The following is a 15,661-nucleotide window of genomic DNA, read 5'->3' on the forward strand; positions in this document are numbered from 1 at the left end:
CTCGCGGTGCGCCGGGCGTCGAGGTCCGGGCCGGCGGCGGCCGAACGGCACGCGGCCGATCCGTCGACGCAAGCAGCCGTCATTGCCGGGCCGCGACTGCCGTGCGGGCGTCGGGCGGCAATTCGCCCATCGCCTGCAGGAGTGCCGCCGTATCGGTCATCCGGCGGCTCGCGGCGCGCACCGAATCGAGCTCCGCATTCAGGTACTGCCGCTCGCTCGCCCGTTGCGCGGTCATCGGCACGGCACCGAGCGCGCGGCGCTGCACCGTTTCGTCGAAGCCTTCGCCGGCCGCGCGCGCCGCGAGTTCGTTCGCGGCCAGCGCCTCGGCGTCGTTTTCCAGCGCGGCAAGCGAATCGGCAACGTCGCCGAATGCGGACAGCACCGTCGCCTTGTACTGCAGCACGGCTGCGTCGTACGCATCGCGCGTCGCGCGGCGGTGAGCCAGCAGCGCGCCGCCGTGGAACAGCGGCTGCGACAGCCCGGCGCCGACCGCCCACAGGCCGCCCGCACCCGACAGCAGCGCCGGCCAGCTGAAGCCGCCGCGCCCCATCGTCGCGGTGAGCGACAGGCTCGGGAACAACTGCGCGGTCGCTTCGCCGACGTCGGCCGATGCGGCCTTCACGGCCGCCGCGGCCGCGCGAATGTCCGGGCGCGCCTGCAGCAGATCGGACGGCACGGCCACGGGCACGTGCGCCGGCAGCGACAAGCCGCTGAACGCCGGAATCGGCGGCGCCGCGTCAGGCGTACGGCCCAGCAGGATCGCCAGCGCGTGAACCGCGCGTGCGCGTTGCTGGCGCAACGGCGGCAGCGTCGCGGCAAGCGACGCGGCATCCTGCGCCGAGGCCAGCGCCTGCACGTGCGACATCGCGCCGAGCGCGTAGCGCTGCTGGTCCTCGCGCGCGGCCGCGTCGGCCACGGCGACCGTGCGCTCGGTCAACAGGATCTGGCGGTCGAGTGCCGCCGCGCCGATGGCGGTGCCGACGATGTTGGCCGCCAGCGCGCGCCGCGCGGCTTCGAGTTCGCAGCCGCGAACGTCGACACGCGCGGCGCTCGCCGCGTTCGCATACCGCGTGGCGCCGAACAGGTCGAACGTGTAATGCGCCTGCAGTTGTCCGACGAAGACGTTGTAGCGCAGGTTTTGCGCGCCCGCGCCGGAAATGTCCGGCGTGCGCGTGCGGGCCACCTGCGCGTTTGCATCGATCGACGGCAGCGTCGACGCGCCAACCTGCGCGCGCAGCTCCTCCTGCGCGGCGGCGAGCGTCTTTTCCGTCGCGGCGAGCGTCGGATTCGCGCGCAGCCCTTCGTCGACCAGCGCGTCGAGCGCGCTGGAGCGATATAGCCGCCACCACTGCGGGACGGGCGCGGCGCCGATGTCGAATTGCTGCGCGAGCCCGGCCGCTTCGGCGGTGCGCGGTGCCTGCGGCGTCTCGCCGTAGTGAGCCGGCGACGGCATCGCGGGCGGCGTGCTGCTCGGGGCCATCGCGCAGCCGCCCAGGCCGAGCGCGGCGCTCGCGGCGAGCACCGAGGTGATACGAGGGAATTTCATCAGCATGTCTCCGAGGAGGCGACGTCCATTGCGCGCGACTCGCGTTCGTCGCTGCGTACCTTGAAGCACGTCGCATAGAGGGCCGGCAGGAAGAAGACGGTCAGCACCGTCGCGATCGTGATGCCGCCCATCAGCGCGGTGGCCATCGGGCCGAAGAAGCCGGAGCGCAGCAGCGGGATCAGCGCCAGCACCGCGGCGGCGGCGGTCAGCATGATCGGCCGGAAGCGGCGCACGGTCGCGCCGACGATCGCGGTGAAGCGCGGCTGCCCGGCGGCGATGTCCTGGTCGATCTGGTCGACGAGGATCACCGAGTTGCGCATGATGATCCCGAACATCGCGATCACGCCGAGCAGCGCGACGAAGCCGAACGGCTTGCCGAACAGCAGCAGCGCGGCGACCACGCCAATCAGGCCGAGCGGCGCCGTCAGCACGACGATGAAGGTGCGCGAGAAGCGCTTGAGCTGGATCATCAGCAGCGTCAGCACCGCGATGATCATCAGCGGCATCTGCGCGTTGATCGACGTCTGGCCCTTCATGCTTTCCTCGGCGGCGCCGCCGATCTCGATCCGGTATCCGGCCGGCAGCGTGGCGCGCACCGTCGCGAGCGCCGCGTCGATGTCGCGCGTCACGCCGATGCTCGGCGCTTCGCCGCGCACGTCGGCCTGCACGGTGACGGTCGGCTGGCGGTCGCGTTCCCAGATCACGCCGTATTCGAGCGTGTCGCGCACGTGGCCGATCGTGCCGAGCGGCACCGGGCCGTGCGGCGTCGGGATCGCCAGGCCCGCGAGCTTCGACGGGTCGATGCGTTCGCGCTTCGGCGCGCGTAGGTCGACGTCGACCAGCTTGTCGCGCTCGCGATACTGCGTGACCGTGTAGCCCGACAGCGTCATCGCGAGGAAGCCCGACACGTCTTCCGACGTCACGCCGAGCTCGCGTGCCTTGAGCTGGTCGATGTCGAACGACACCGATCGCTCGGCCGGCTCGTCCCAGTCGAACTGCACGTTGCGTGTGCGGGCGTCGGCGCGCACCTTGTCCGCGACTTTCTCGGCGATGCCGCGTACGGTCGCGATGTCGTCGCCGCTGACGCGGAACTTGATCGGGAAGCCGACGGGCGGGCCGTTCTCGAGCCGCGCGACACGCGTGCGCACGGTCGGGAAGCCGCTCGCGAGCGTCGACTCGAGCCAGTGCGACAGGCGATCGCGCGATTCGATGTCCTTCGCCGTGATCACGAACTGCGCGAAATTCGGCTGCTGCAGCTGCTGGTCGAGCGGCAGGTAGAAACGCGGCGCGCCGGTGCCGACGAAATCGACGACGTGTGCGATTTCAGGCCGGCCGTCGAGCACCTTCTCGAGCCGCCTGGCCTCGCGCAGCGTCGCGTCGAACGATGCGCCTTCCGGCAGGCGCATGTCCACCAGCAGTTCCGGTCGTTCCGAATTCGGGAAAAACTGCTGCGGCACGCGCGTGAACGCGGCCATCGCGATCGCGAACAGCACGGCCGTCACGCCGAGCACGACCCAGCGGCGCTCGATGCAGGCCGAGATCCATCCGGACAGGCGCCGGTAGAAGCCCGTGTCGTACACCGCGTCGCCATGCGCGTGACCGTCGTGATGCGCGCGTTCGGGCAGCATGTGGTAGCCGAGCAGCGGCACCAGCACGACGGCCGCGAACCACGACACGATCAGCGCGATCGCCGATACCTCGAAGATCGAGCGCGTGTATTCGCCGGTGCTCGATTTCGCGAGCGCGATCGGCAGGAAGCCCGACACGGTGACGAGCGTGCCCGTGAGCATCGGGAACGCCGTGCTCGTGTACGCGAATGCCGCGGCGCGCGTACGGCTCCAGCCCTGTTCGAGCTTCACGGCCATCATTTCGACGGCGATGATCGCGTCGTCCACCAGCAGCCCGAGCGCGAGCACCAGCGTGCCGAGCGACACCTTGTCCAGGCCGATGCCGAATACGTGCATGCAGAGCGCCGTCACCGCAAGCACGATCGGAATCGTGATGACCACGACCATGCCGGTGCGCAGGCCGAGCGACACGAGGCTCACGACGAGCACGATCGCGACGGCTTCGCCGACCGCTTCGACGAAGTCGTCCACCGAGTGCTTGACCGCGTGCGGCATGCTCGCCACCGCCGTCAGCTTCAGGCCGGCCGGCAGGCCCGCCTGCAGCTCGGCCGCTTTCGCGTCCAGCGCCTTGCCGAGGTCGATCACGTCGCCGCCCTTCTGCATCGTGACGCCGATGCCGAGCACCGCGTGGCCGTTCGTCCGCATCTGCGTGACGGGCGGATCGTCGTAGCCGCGCGTGACGGTCGCGACGTCGCCCAGCCGGAACGTGCGGCCGTTCACGGTGACGAGCATGTCGGCGAGCGCCTGCGTGTCCTTGAACGCGCCGCTCGGCCGAACGAACACACGGTCGTCCGCGGTCGTGATGGTGCCGGCCGGCGCGACGGCATTCTGTGCGTCGATCGCCTGCGCGAGCTGCTGCGGCGTGATCGCGAGGCGCGTCAACTGCGCGTTCGAGATCTCGACGAACACGTGCTGGGCGGGATCGCCGAAGTAGTCGACCTTCGCGACGCCCGGCACACGCAGCAGCGCGGCGCGCAGCCGGTCCGCATAGTCGTGCAGTTGCGCGGGCGAATAGCCGTCGCCTTCCAGCGCGTAGATATTGGTGTATACGTCGCCGAATTCATCGTTGAAGAACGGGCCGACGGTGCCTTTGGGCAGTGTCGAGCGGATGTCGCCGACCTTCTTGCGCACCTGGTACCAGGTCTCCGGTACCTGGTCGACCGGCGCCGAATCCTTCATCGAGAAGAAGATCATCGACTCGCCGGGGCGCGAATAGCTCTTGATGTTGTCGACGTACGGCGCCGCCTGCAGCTGGCGGCCGATCCGGTCCGTGACCTGTTCCTGCACGTCGCGCGCCGTCGCGCCGGGCCAGTAGGTCTGGATCACCATCGTGCGGAACGTGAACGGCGGATCCTCCGATTGCGCGAGACGCGTATAGCCGATCACGCCGAAGATCGTCGCGAGGCCGATCAGGAAGATCACCAGTTGCTGGTGCTTCAACGCCCACGCGGACAGGTTGAAGCGGTCGTCGTCGCGCGACGCGGATCCGGCTTGGGCGCGATGTCCGTCGCCGGTGCCGTGCGGAGTTTGCGGAGCGTTCATGATGCGAGATCCTCCGCGTGCAGCGGTGGCACGATGCGCACGTGCTGGCCGGCACTGACCGTGTGGACGCCCTGCATCACGACGCGCTCGTCGTTCGCGAGGCCGGACGTGACGGTGACCGTGCGTTCGTCGTAGCGGCCGATCGTCACCGCGCGCAGTTCGAGCGTGTCGCTACCCTTGCGGACGACCCACACGGCCGGGGCTTCGCCGCGGTGAAAGAGCGCGGTGGCCGGCAGCGTGATCGCTTGGTCCGCGGCGGGCCCGGCGGCAGCATCGAACGTCACGTTCGCCGTCATGCCGGAGCGTACGTCCGGGCCCGGCGAGAGCAGCGTCAGCTTCACGCGCCAGGTGCGGCTCTGCGGATCGGCGGCAGCGGCGACTTCGCGCACGCGTGCATCGAGCACCTTGCCCGGAAGGGCCGTCAGGCTGACACGAGCGGGGCGACCGACCGCGAGATCGGGCAGGTCGCGCTCCGACACGTCGCACACGATGTCGAGATCGCCGCTCCAGTCGAGATGGAACACGGCCTGGCCGGGCTCGACGTTTTGCCCGGTATCGGCATCTTCGGACGTGATCACGCCGTCGTGATCGGCCGTCAGCGTCGCGTAGCGCAGGTGATCGCCGGCGAGCGCCATTTGCGCGAGCGCGGAATCGCGCTGCGCGACCGCCGACGCATACGCGTCCTGCGTCGTCTCGAGCTGCGCCGGTGCGATCAGGTTGGCCTGCGCCTGCGCACGATCGCGATCCAGTTGCTGTTTCGCGTATGCGACACGGTGCTCGGCCGCATCGAGCTGCGCACGCGCATTCAGCAACGTGTTGCGCAGATCGGCCGGGTCGAGCGTCGCGATGGCCTGGCCGGCCTTGACCGTGTCGCCGATTCGCACGCGCCGCTCGACGATCTTGCCGCCGACGCGAAACGACAGCGGCGTCGAATAGCGTGCCTGGACCTGCGCCGGCAGCACGCGTTGCGCCGTGCCGTTGTCCTCGTGCACCGCCAGCGCGACGACCGGCTGCAGTTCGGGCGCGGGCGTCTCGTGGGAATGGCAGGCCGTCAGCAGAATCGCGCAGCACGCGATGGCGACGGGCGCCCGCCGGGCCGGCGGGACGATGCGTGTCAGAAGCGGGCGCGTGAAGGTTCGCGCGTCAAGACCGGGTGATTTCACGATGTTTCCAGGACAAGTGAGGGTCAACTGAACAGGGTTGGGCGACCACGGGGGCGCCCCGATTCATGCACATGCGGTGCGGCGCGTTCGTCGCCGCCGATTCTTCATATCAATCAGTACTGCGATGTTTCCATTACGGCTTGCTCCGGCTGCCGGCATGCCGATTTCCTGTGCGGGGCAGACGCGAACGTGCGGATGCGCACGCAGCGCTTCGGCGGCCCGACGGCCGCGCGAAGCCGAGCGGCACCGCTCGTCGTTGCGGCCGAAGCCGCGCGCGACACGACAGGTGACGAAGCGGCGGTGACGGCGTGCTCGGCGCTTTTGGCGCCGATTTCGCTTGCTGCCGCGCGTCGGGCACAGCCCCTCGACAGGAGCCGGATGCTGTGATTTTCGAGATTAGACTCATAACTGATAAAGTTGTCAAGTATGAGTGAGTAATCTAAAATTGCGCCATGCAAAAAGTTCTATCGAATAGAGGAAGAGGAGGCGGGCTCATGGACGATCGGACAATCGGGCCCCGTCGGCCGGCCGGCAGCGCCGGTGTAGCGGCGCCGCGCCAGCCGCGCGGCGCCCGGCGCAAGGCGGCCACGCGCATGCGGTTGCTGCACGCGGCGTTCAGGCTGATGGCGGAAAAGGGGCCGGACAACGTGGCGATCAGCGAGATCACCGAGGCGGCGGATGTGGGGTTCGGTTCGTTCTACTACCACTTCGAATCGAAGGACGGCATCTTCGCTGCGCTTACGGAGTGGGTGTTCGACGATTTTGCGGACGGGCTCGAGCGTCTCGCGAACGGCTTGTCCGATCCGGCAGAGGTCGTGTCCGTCTGCGTACGCCACACGCTGATGCGTGCGCGCCGCGAGCGGCTGTGGGCCCGGTTCCTGATGCGCGAGGGCTTCTCGGTGCGCGCGCTCGACCACGGGCTCGGTCGGCGGTTGCGGCGGGACAGCGAACGCGGCATCGCCGCACGCCGCTTCGTCGTCGACGATCCGCTGATGAGCGTGCTAGCGATGACCGGAACGATTCTCGCGGCGATCGCCGCGGAGTGTCACGCGACGGCTGCGTCGGCGAGCGGCATGCCGGAGCGGGTGGCGGCGCTGGTGTTGCAGACGCTCGGCCTCACGCGCGCCGAGGCGCACGATGTCGCGACCCGACCGTTGCCCCCGGGCGACTTCGCCACGGCGGATACCGCGTGACTGTTCGCGGCATGCCGTTGCCAGGGCGGCTGCGTCCCGTCAAGCGTCGCGACGGGTTCTCGCAGGCAGCGTCGGGCCGAAATCGGCGTAGCGGTCGCGGATGATCGACAGCGCACGATCGGCGGCTCCTGGGTCCAGACGACGGTTGCCGAGCTTCGATCGGTGTCCCGACACCGAACTTGCCTGACCGTGCTCACGTAGCCGGGCGGCCAGCCGGCGAACCTGCGGCGTCGTTGACGCCAGCCGTTCTGCCGCACGCCATGGCTTGAGCTTGCCGTCGGCTACGTCCTGAACGACCTTGAACCTGTTCGGTTCCCGCATCGTCATCGTGATCCGCTCCGTTGCAGCGATCGCAGCCTCCGGCACCGGGCACCCGGCGGCCGATTAGCTTACGCGGCCTGAAAGCAATGGGATGGACGCCCCAACCCGAAACGTCGCAGTCGTGCAGAAGTAGGATTGTGCGTGCACCACGTCCACGAACAGGCGCTCCCGTCATGATGGCTGCGGTTGTTGGCATCGATCCGGCTAAGAATGTCTTCCAGTTGCACGGCGGCAACGAGCACGGCAGGGTGGTGCTGAAAACCTAGCCGAACGTGATGAACTGCGCCGACGACCACACCTTGCTGTCGTTGCGTTGCCGCCCAAAGAAATAGACCGGGCGGTAGCCGAATTCCGCATGGCCGGGCGCCACCTCGATGCTGCCGGAGAGATCGACGGGCAGCGGCTGGTCGGTCAGCCGCTCGACCGCGACGAACAGCTCCGTTCCGCCAAGCGCATGCGTCGCCGTACCACGCGCGAGCAGTTCCGCACCGCTGATCTCGAAACGGAATTCAGGCGCATGGACGAATGGATTACGCTGCAGCGGATCGCCGACCTTCGCGAAGCTGTCGATCGTGCCTTCGACCACGATCGTCGCGGCGGCGAGATTGCCGATGTCGAGCTCGATGCTGTCGGCGTCGCCGTAGGTGTCGCTGTGGAATTCGACGTCGGTCGCGCCGGTGCGCCATGCCGATTCCTCGACATGCTCGAACCCGTTGGACCCGAAACGATGGATCGTGCCGTTGACGATCCGGATCCGGCCGCGCCACGCAGCCCAGCGGTAGCGATCGCGAATGCGGGCGCCGCCCCAGCGCACCCGGACGAGGCGCTCCGCGTAGCCGAGTTCCGCATGCAGGTTGCGCTCCCAAAGCAGACCGTCGTGATCGTACGCGGCCACGTATTCCCAGCCTGACTGGCCGAGCAGCCGGTAGTCGAGCCGCGCCGGCCCATGGTGCGCGAATGCGTCGCCTTGCCAGTGATCGCCGCAGCGCACGAGCAGCGCGCTGTGCTCGCCGGTGGTCGCCCACGTGCGGCGCGCGCGCAGTGCTTCGCCGACGTGCTTGCGGTCGAGCGCGGGTGCGAGCACGCCCGTCAGCCCGCCATGGACGCCGAAGACCTGCACGCCGGGTGCGCCGCCGCCCGGCCGGCCGCGATGTTCGTCGCCGCTGGCCGCGACGCCGAGCCGGTAGCCGCGTTCGATCACATCCTGATACAGCCAGCCGAAGTGGCCCCACGACGACGCGATCTCGACGAGCCGTTCAAGCTCGGGGTGGTGCCAGTCCGGAATGTAGCGGCGGCCGCCGACATGCGGCATCACGAGATGCTGCGCGGCATCGTCCGCATACGCATCCCACAGTTCCTCGACGGGCCAGCGGCCGAGCTCGACCGCCGTGCCTTTCATGTCCTCGTTCCAGACGAGCGTGCGATTGTGCTCGCCGCGCGCGTTGTACGGAAAATCCGGTCGAGCGTCGCCGAGGAACACCACGTTGTGATCGCCGCCGGCGGTCGAGCTGCCGCACCATTCCTGTACCGGATACACGACGAAGCGGCCCGGTTCGTTGAAGCGCTCGACCGCGTCGACGCCAAGCTGCCAGTTCTCGTCGGTGATCTGGAAGTCGTTCGCGGTATAGCCGAGCACGTCGATGCCGCCGATGTCGCGGGCGTAGCGCGCGTTGTACTCGGGGCTGTTGGTGCCGACCGTGTCATGTGCGTGCACATGCAGATCCGCATACAGCGCGCGCGGCGCGGGCAGCGACGCGTCGATCGTCAGCCATGCTTCGGCCGCGCGCACGTCCGGGCGTGTCGGCACGTCGGCGACGATGCGCAGTGTGCCCGCGTCGACCGGCAGGTCGTCCACCGCGCAGCTTGCAAAGTCCGTATCGGGCAGCGCGTGTTCGCGCCGGTAGACGATCTCGCCGCGGGTGTCATACGCGACGACACGTGCATGACCGCCGACATCACGGCACGCGTTGCCCCAGCGGTCCTGCAGCGACAGCCGGAACGGTGCGCGCGTGCCGGGCTGCACGAAGCGCGGGCCGTTGAGCAGCACGTCGGAAGGCGCGCCGGCGCGGATGTCGATCGATACGTCGCCGGGCACCGCGACGAAGCGCGACGTGCCGAGCGGGTCGACGTAGAGCCGGAAGCGGAAATTGTCTTCGGCGAAGGTCTGCACGCGCGTGCCGGGGCCGCGGCGGCGGTCGCCGAGGCGAATCACGATCCGGTCGCCGGCGTTCACGTAGCCGTCGACGATGTCGACGATCACGGCCTTCTGGAACGGCCGCTCATGCCCCTTCTGGTCGAAGCGCACGTTCAGCGCCTGCACGGTGGCCGGGCTCTGGCCGGGCACGAGCGGCGCCGCCTGATACTCGGCGCTGATGTAGTTCGCGGCGCTCGGGTCGCTCGTCTGGAACAGCGCCCAGTCCGAATAGAACTTGAAGGTCGCCTTCAGCCAGCCGCCATCGGCGATGCCGGACGAACCGACCTCGTAGTCGAGCACGATCTCGCTCCACTCGCCGGCTTCGAGACGGGTGACGTTGCATTGCACGCGTCCGGCGAACGGCAGGCGTTTGTGGCGTTCGTACAAGCCCTGGGGCGCGACGTGCGGGCCCAGGCGGTCGCGCAGCGCGGCGGCGCGCGCGTCAACGGTATCGAGAGCGTCGTTGGATTCGTTCATGGTGGAATGCAAATTGATGTCGACGGAAGGTGCCGCGCGTCAATGCGCGAACGGCCAGGGCGCGCTTGCGTCCCAGACGGGAATGCCCATGTACGCGTACCACGGTGCGATCACGCAGAGGCCGTAGACGATGGCGATCAGCACCGCCACCGAGCCGACCTTCGCGTAGTCGGCCGTCGAGAACGCGCCGCTGCTGTAAGCGATGACGCCGGCGGTGATCTGCGTCGGCAGCAGATACGCGAAGCTGTCGGTATCGCTGACGAGCATCGTGAACGCGACCGGATGCAGCCCGAGGCGCGGTGCGAGCGCCAGCGCGATCGGCGCAATCATCGTGACGGCCGCGACATTGGACAGCATGCCGATGCGGATCACGTGCGTGCCGAGCATTACGATCGCGATCGCCAGCCACCAGCCGTGCCCGCGCGCGGCAACGTAAACGTGATCGGCGGCCCAGTTCGCGAGCCCCGACGCGCTGATTGCCGACGACAGCGACAACGCACCGGCGAGCAGGAACAGCGTGCCCCAGATCGTGCGCTGTTCGACTTCGGCCCAGCCGAAGCGCAACACGCCCGGAGCGAACAACAGCGCCAGCGCGATCAGCGCGACGATTTCCGACGGCAGGTGATGCAGCGGCTCGGTGGCCCACAACACGGCGACGGCCGCGAACAGCGCGAGCACGGCCCAGTCGTTGCGCGCGGCGCGCGGCTGCGCGGCGCGCATCGCCGCGATCGCACCGGGGCCACCCGGAATCGCGACGGCGCGCGAGCGGAAATGGAACTGCACCCACGCTTGCGTGATCACGAACATCCCCAGGTACGGCCACTGGAGCTTCAGCCACGTCACGTACGAGATCCGGATACCGAGCTGTTTCTCGAGCAAACCGGACACGACCATGTTCGGCAGGTGGGCCGTCAGGATGCACATACCGCTGATCATCGCGCCGTACACGAGCGTCTGGATCACGATCGCCTTGCGTGCGGCGCGTTCGCGCGGCGTTTCGCCGAACAGCCGGACGATGCCGTTCGTGACCGGCAGCAGCGTCGCGGCACGCGCGTTCGCGGCCGGCACGACGAGCGCCATCACGCAGTTCACCGCGAACATCGCCCAGATCACGCCGTTGGCCGTGCGCACCTTCAGCCGGTCGAGCAGGAGCAGCGCGATGCGGCGGTCGAGCCCGCTCGCCTGCATGATCGCGGAGAACAGGAACGCGGCGAGACACAGGAACACGACCGGGGCGGCGAAGCCGCTGGCCGCCTTCGGAAACGACGGGCTCGCGTGCGACAGCACGAGCAGCATCGGCAGCAGGATGCCGCTCACGCCGACGGGAATCGCCTCGGTGATCCATACGATCGCGACCCACGCGACCACGGCGAGCGTCGCCTTGCCTTCGGCGGACAGATGCGCGGGCGCAGGCAGCCACCACGCGATCGCGAAGAACGCGATCCATGCGGCGGCGAAGCCGATCGCGGCGCGCCACTGTGCGCTGGGCGATCGGGCTGCCGGATGCGGATCGGCGGATCGGGGTGCTGCCGTTTCAGCCCGTGGCGGGCGACTTGCCTGCGCGCCGTCGAGCGGCGGCGTGCCGATTGCGTTTTCAGTCACTGATATGCTCCCCGTGCGTCGGGCCCCCTGAAACTGAAACGGCAGCCCCGACCGTCTGTCGAGATGTCATAATACGTATTAATACAAGTTGAGCGATCCAATTGCTTTTCATATCGATATCGGGGATCGCGCATAGCGCGAGCCGAGCACGGAGAGGAACATTCGATGACGCTGGTGCGTGACGACGCGACGTCGCTTTACGAGCAGATCGCGACGACGCTGCGCGACGAGATCGAGCAGGGGATGTACGAGCCGACCGGCAAGCTGCCGTCCGAGGCGCAGCTGAGCGAGCGCTTTCAGGTGAGCCGCGTGACCGTGCGGCTCGCGCTCGATCGGCTGGCCGACGCGCGTATCGTCGAGCGCAAGCAGGGCAAGGGCACGTTCGCCGCGAAGCAGCGGCTGAGGCACAGGCTCGATGTGCTGCGCGGGCTGCACGATTCGATCGCCGGGCAGGGCGCACGCGCGCGAATGGAGTTGCTGCGAATGGAAACATGTGACGTACCGCCGGGCTTGCGGCAAGTATTCGCCGCCGACGTCACGCGCTGCATTTATCTCGAACGCCTGCACTGGGTTGACGACGAGCCGATCGCGCTCGCGCAGACCTGTCTGTTGCCTGAGGCAAGTGACGTCGCTTATGCGCAGGCCGACAGCATGCCGACTTACGAACTGCTGGAGCAGTTGCTCGGCTGGCGCATTGCCGACGCCGACATGTCGGTGACGGCCGTGGCCGCGCCGGACGATATCGCCGCCCTGCTGAAGACCGGCAAGCTGGCGCCGCTGCTGGTGTTGCGGCGTACGTCTCGCCTGGCCGACGGCCGCACGTGTGAATCCACGCTGTTTCATATTCGGCCGGAGCGCTTCGACCTGGTGGTGCGAAGCGGTGTCGAAGCGCGATTTGTCGCCCATGGCACGCCTTCCGCCGGGGATCGCGACGATGGCGCCGCGCGGTAAATCGATTGGACGTATCGTTCAGGCGCCTGGGAAATCCCGTCCTGATTCAGCCTCCCGATTTTTATTCTTTCCTGGAATTTCGCCGCTCCGTCATGTGGGCGGCACGGCGCCGGCCCGACGCATCGCGGCAGCAGCAAGCTTCCCGTCAGCAATGACCCGGTTCATCGACGGCGTCATGCACGGAGCGAAGTTGCCTGGCTCCCGTCAGGCAACGCTGAATACGCGATATGGAAAGCTCGAATACTTGGTTGGGCCCGCACGAAGGCTTCGCTAGTATCCGACGCTCCCATCGGAGCCGGAACCGGAAGGTTCCGGCTGCGCCGCCCGTTGAGGCGTTTCGCGACTTCCCAACTGCCGACATGTCTTCCCACTCGATTCCCGACGGCATCACGCGCCGGCTGGCCGCCGCGATTGCGTGCGCCGAGCCCTCGCGTGATCCATCCGCCATCGCTGCCGCGCGGCGCGGCCTGCTCGATTTTCTTGCCGCGGCGTTCGCCGGCGCGCGCGACAACGGTTACCGCAAGCTGCTGGCGGTGTGCAGTCGCGATTCGGCCGGGGCAGCAGCGGTCATCGGCAGTGCGACACCGGCGTCGCCGCAATATGCGGCGCTGCTCAACGGTTATGCAGGCCACGCGCTCGACTACGACGACGTGCACAGCAGCGTGCGCGGCCATCCCGGCACCGTGCTGCTGCCGGCGCTGCTCGCGCTCGCGCAGGTGCGCGCACGCAGCGCGCTCGAACTGCTCGACGCATACGTCGTCGGCGTCGAGACGATGGCGCGGATCGGTCTCGCGCTCGGCAGCCGCCACTACGAACTCGGTTTCCACAATACCGCGACGCTCGGCACGCTCGGTGCGGCCGCCGCCGCGGCACGTCTGCTCGGGCTCGATGCGGCGGCCACCGACAACGCGCTCGGCATCGCCGCGACGCAGTCGGCCGGGCTGCGGCTGCAGTTCGGCAGCGAGGTCAAGCCGTTGCACGCGGGGCTGGCAGCGCGCGCGGGGCTGTTCGCCGCCGAACTCGCCGAGGCGGGACTGGCCGGCACGCCGGGCGCACTCGACGGCCCGGAAGGATTCTTCGCCGTGTTCGGCGGCGGCGCGGCGCAGCCGGCGCGCGTGCTGGCCGACTGGGGCGCGCCGTGGCAGATCGTGTCGCCCGGCCTGTACTTCAAGCCGTGGCCGTGCTGCACGGCAACCCATTACGCGGTGCAGGCCGCGCTCGATCTGCGTGCTCGCCACCGCATCGCGCCGGCGGACATCGATGGCATCGTGGTCACCTTCCCGCCGGGCGGCGACACGCCGCTGTCGAACCGGCTGCCGGCAACCGGCCTCGAAGCGCGCTTCAGCGTGGAGTACGCGGTGGCCGCCGCACTGACGGACGGGCCGCCCGGCGTCGCGACGTTCGCCGACGTGCCCGTGCGCGACGACCTGATCGCGCTTGCCGGCCGTGTCACGCGGCGTCACGACGCTGCCGCGCCGCGCGCATCGACCGATCCCGCGACGCGCTTCTCGGTCGTCGAGATCGCGCTGCGCGACGGTGTCACGCTGCAGCAGCGCACCGAACGCCTCGTCGGCACCGACGATCTCGCCGCGAAGTTCGCGGATGCAACTGCCCACGATCCCGCGCTCGCGTTCGTCCCGGAACTGATTGACACGATGCGCAGCACGGCCGATCTCGCACGCCTATTCCACACCTTTACGTCGCTTCAATCATGAGCACCGATCGCAGCACACCCTCCCGCCGCCAGATGCGCCTGGGGCTGTTTCTCCAGGGCGCCGGACACCACGTCGCCGGCTGGCGCCACCCCGATGCCGAATCCGGCAGCGAGAACTTCGACCTGCTGCGCCGCGTCGTGCAGACCGCCGAGCGGGCAAAGTTCGACATGGTCTTCCTCGCCGACGGCCTGACGAGCGGCCCGGACGCGCATCCGTCGATGGCGATGCGCTTCGAGCCGCTGAGCCTGCTGTCGGCGCTCGCGATGCATACGCGGCACATCGGCCTCGCGGCCACCGCGTCGACGACGTACAGCGAGCCTTACCACATCGCGCGTGTGTTCGCGTCGCTCGACCACCTGAGCGGCGGGCGCGCCGCATGGAACGTCGTGACGACCTCGTACGACCGCACCGCCGCGAACTTCACCCGCGGCAACCATCCCGATCACGCGCAGCGTTACGAGATGGCCGGCGAATTCGTCGATGTCGTGAAGGGGCTGTGGGACAGCTGGGACGACGACGCGGTCGTCAGGGACAAGGCGCGTGGCGTGTATTTCGACCCGGCGAAGGTGCACGCGCTCGATCACGCTGGACGCTTCTTCAACGTGAAGGGGCCGCTGAACGCGTCGCGCCCGCCGCAAGGCCATCCTGTCGTGATTCAGGCCGGCTCGTCGGGCCCTGGCCAGGATCTTGCCGCGCGCACCGCGGAAGTGGTGTTCACCGCGCAGCAGACGCTCGAGGAAGCGCAGGCCTTCTATCGCGACCTGAAGGGGCGGCTCGCGGCATACGGCCGCGCCGAGGACGCACTGGCCGTGATGCCCGGCGTATTTCCGGTGATCGGCCGCACCGAGCAGGAGGCCAAGGACAAATATGCGCAGCTCCAGCAATGGACGGATACGTCGGGCGCGCTGACGCTGCTGTCCGACCGTCTCGGCCACGACGTGTCGAAGTATCCGCTCGACGGTCCGCTGCCCGACCTGCCCGAATCCGATCAGTTGAAGAGCCGCGCGAAGCTGCTGACCGATCTCGCACGCCGCGAGAACCTCACGCTGCGCGAGCTCTACTATCTCGTCGCCGGCGCGCGCGGGCACCGGATCGTGTGGGGCACGCCGACGCAAGTCGCGGACGCGCTGGAGGAGTGGTTCGAGGGTGGCGCCGCGGACGGCTTCAACATCATGCCGCCTTATTTCCCGGGCGGACTCGACGATTTCGTCGAGCATGTCGTGCCGGAACTGCAACGCCGCGGCCTGTTCCGCACCGAATACGCGGGCACGACGCTGCGCGACCATCTCGGGCTCGCGCGCCCGCCGAGCCGCTACGCAGCGCGTTGAC

At 68.7% G+C, this 15,661-nt stretch carries 10 protein-coding genes; 4 read left to right on the plus strand and 6 right to left on the minus strand.

Annotated elements, in window-relative coordinates:
• Positions 1-79: 79 nt before the first annotated feature.
• From LXE91_RS35355 to LXE91_RS35365, 3 genes are read right to left on the minus strand one after another with little or no spacing between them, the layout of a single operon-like run.
• A complete protein-coding gene (locus LXE91_RS35355) occupies positions 80-1,546 on the minus strand; it encodes an efflux transporter outer membrane subunit (RefSeq protein ID WP_278068185.1) in 1,467 nt (488 codons plus the stop codon).
• The gene (locus LXE91_RS35360) at positions 1,546-4,716 is read right to left on the minus strand and encodes an efflux RND transporter permease subunit (RefSeq protein ID WP_039371886.1); all 3,171 of its coding nucleotides are present in this window, start codon (positions 4,714-4,716) and stop codon (positions 1,546-1,548) included. The genes LXE91_RS35355 and LXE91_RS35360 overlap by 1 nt, the downstream gene beginning before the upstream one ends.
• Positions 4,713-5,879, minus strand: coding sequence for an efflux RND transporter periplasmic adaptor subunit (locus LXE91_RS35365; RefSeq protein WP_039371882.1), 1,167 nt, complete (start codon positions 5,877-5,879; stop codon positions 4,713-4,715). The genes LXE91_RS35360 and LXE91_RS35365 overlap by 4 nt, the downstream gene beginning before the upstream one ends.
• Positions 5,880-6,373: 494 nt before the next feature.
• On the opposite strand from LXE91_RS35365, the gene LXE91_RS35370 reads away from it, so the two are divergent.
• Entirely contained in the window at positions 6,374-7,072 is a 699-nt protein-coding gene (locus LXE91_RS35370) for a TetR/AcrR family transcriptional regulator (protein WP_039371878.1), read from the plus strand.
• A 39-nt stretch (positions 7,073-7,111) separates the two neighbouring features.
• Here LXE91_RS35370 and LXE91_RS35375 read toward each other — a convergent pair whose 3' ends face one another.
• The 3 genes from LXE91_RS35375 to LXE91_RS35385 form a co-directional block, all read right to left on the minus strand.
• Entirely contained in the window at positions 7,112-7,399 is a 288-nt protein-coding gene (locus LXE91_RS35375; protein ID WP_052760058.1) for a helix-turn-helix domain-containing protein, read from the minus strand.
• A gap of 256 nt (positions 7,400-7,655) precedes the next feature.
• A complete protein-coding gene (locus tag LXE91_RS35380; protein WP_039371876.1) occupies positions 7,656-10,064 on the minus strand; it encodes a hypothetical protein in 2,409 nt (802 codons plus the stop codon).
• A gap of 39 nt (positions 10,065-10,103) precedes the next feature.
• Entirely contained in the window at positions 10,104-11,666 is a 1,563-nt protein-coding gene (locus LXE91_RS35385) for an SLC13 family permease (RefSeq protein WP_223274279.1), read from the minus strand.
• Between the two features lie 165 nt (positions 11,667-11,831).
• Here LXE91_RS35385 and LXE91_RS35390 point away from each other — a divergent pair, with 165 nt between their 5' ends.
• From LXE91_RS35390 to LXE91_RS35400, 3 genes are all read left to right on the plus strand, one after another.
• Positions 11,832-12,617 carry a GntR family transcriptional regulator gene (locus LXE91_RS35390; protein ID WP_039371868.1) on the plus strand — a complete coding sequence of 262 codons (786 nt, stop codon included), beginning with the start codon at positions 11,832-11,834 and terminating at the stop codon, positions 12,615-12,617.
• Between the two features lie 359 nt (positions 12,618-12,976).
• Positions 12,977-14,332: an MmgE/PrpD family protein gene (locus tag LXE91_RS35395; protein WP_039371864.1), complete on the plus strand. Its 1,356-nt coding sequence runs from the start codon at positions 12,977-12,979 to the stop codon at positions 14,330-14,332.
• Positions 14,329-15,660, plus strand: a complete 1,332-nt coding sequence (locus tag LXE91_RS35400) for an LLM class flavin-dependent oxidoreductase (RefSeq protein WP_039371861.1) — start codon at positions 14,329-14,331, stop codon at positions 15,658-15,660. The genes LXE91_RS35395 and LXE91_RS35400 overlap by 4 nt, the downstream gene beginning before the upstream one ends.
• Position 15,661 lies beyond the last annotated feature (1 nt).

The sequence above is a fragment of the Burkholderia contaminans genome, from assembly GCF_029633825.1.
Taxonomy (GTDB): Bacteria; Pseudomonadota; Gammaproteobacteria; order Burkholderiales; family Burkholderiaceae; genus Burkholderia; species Burkholderia contaminans.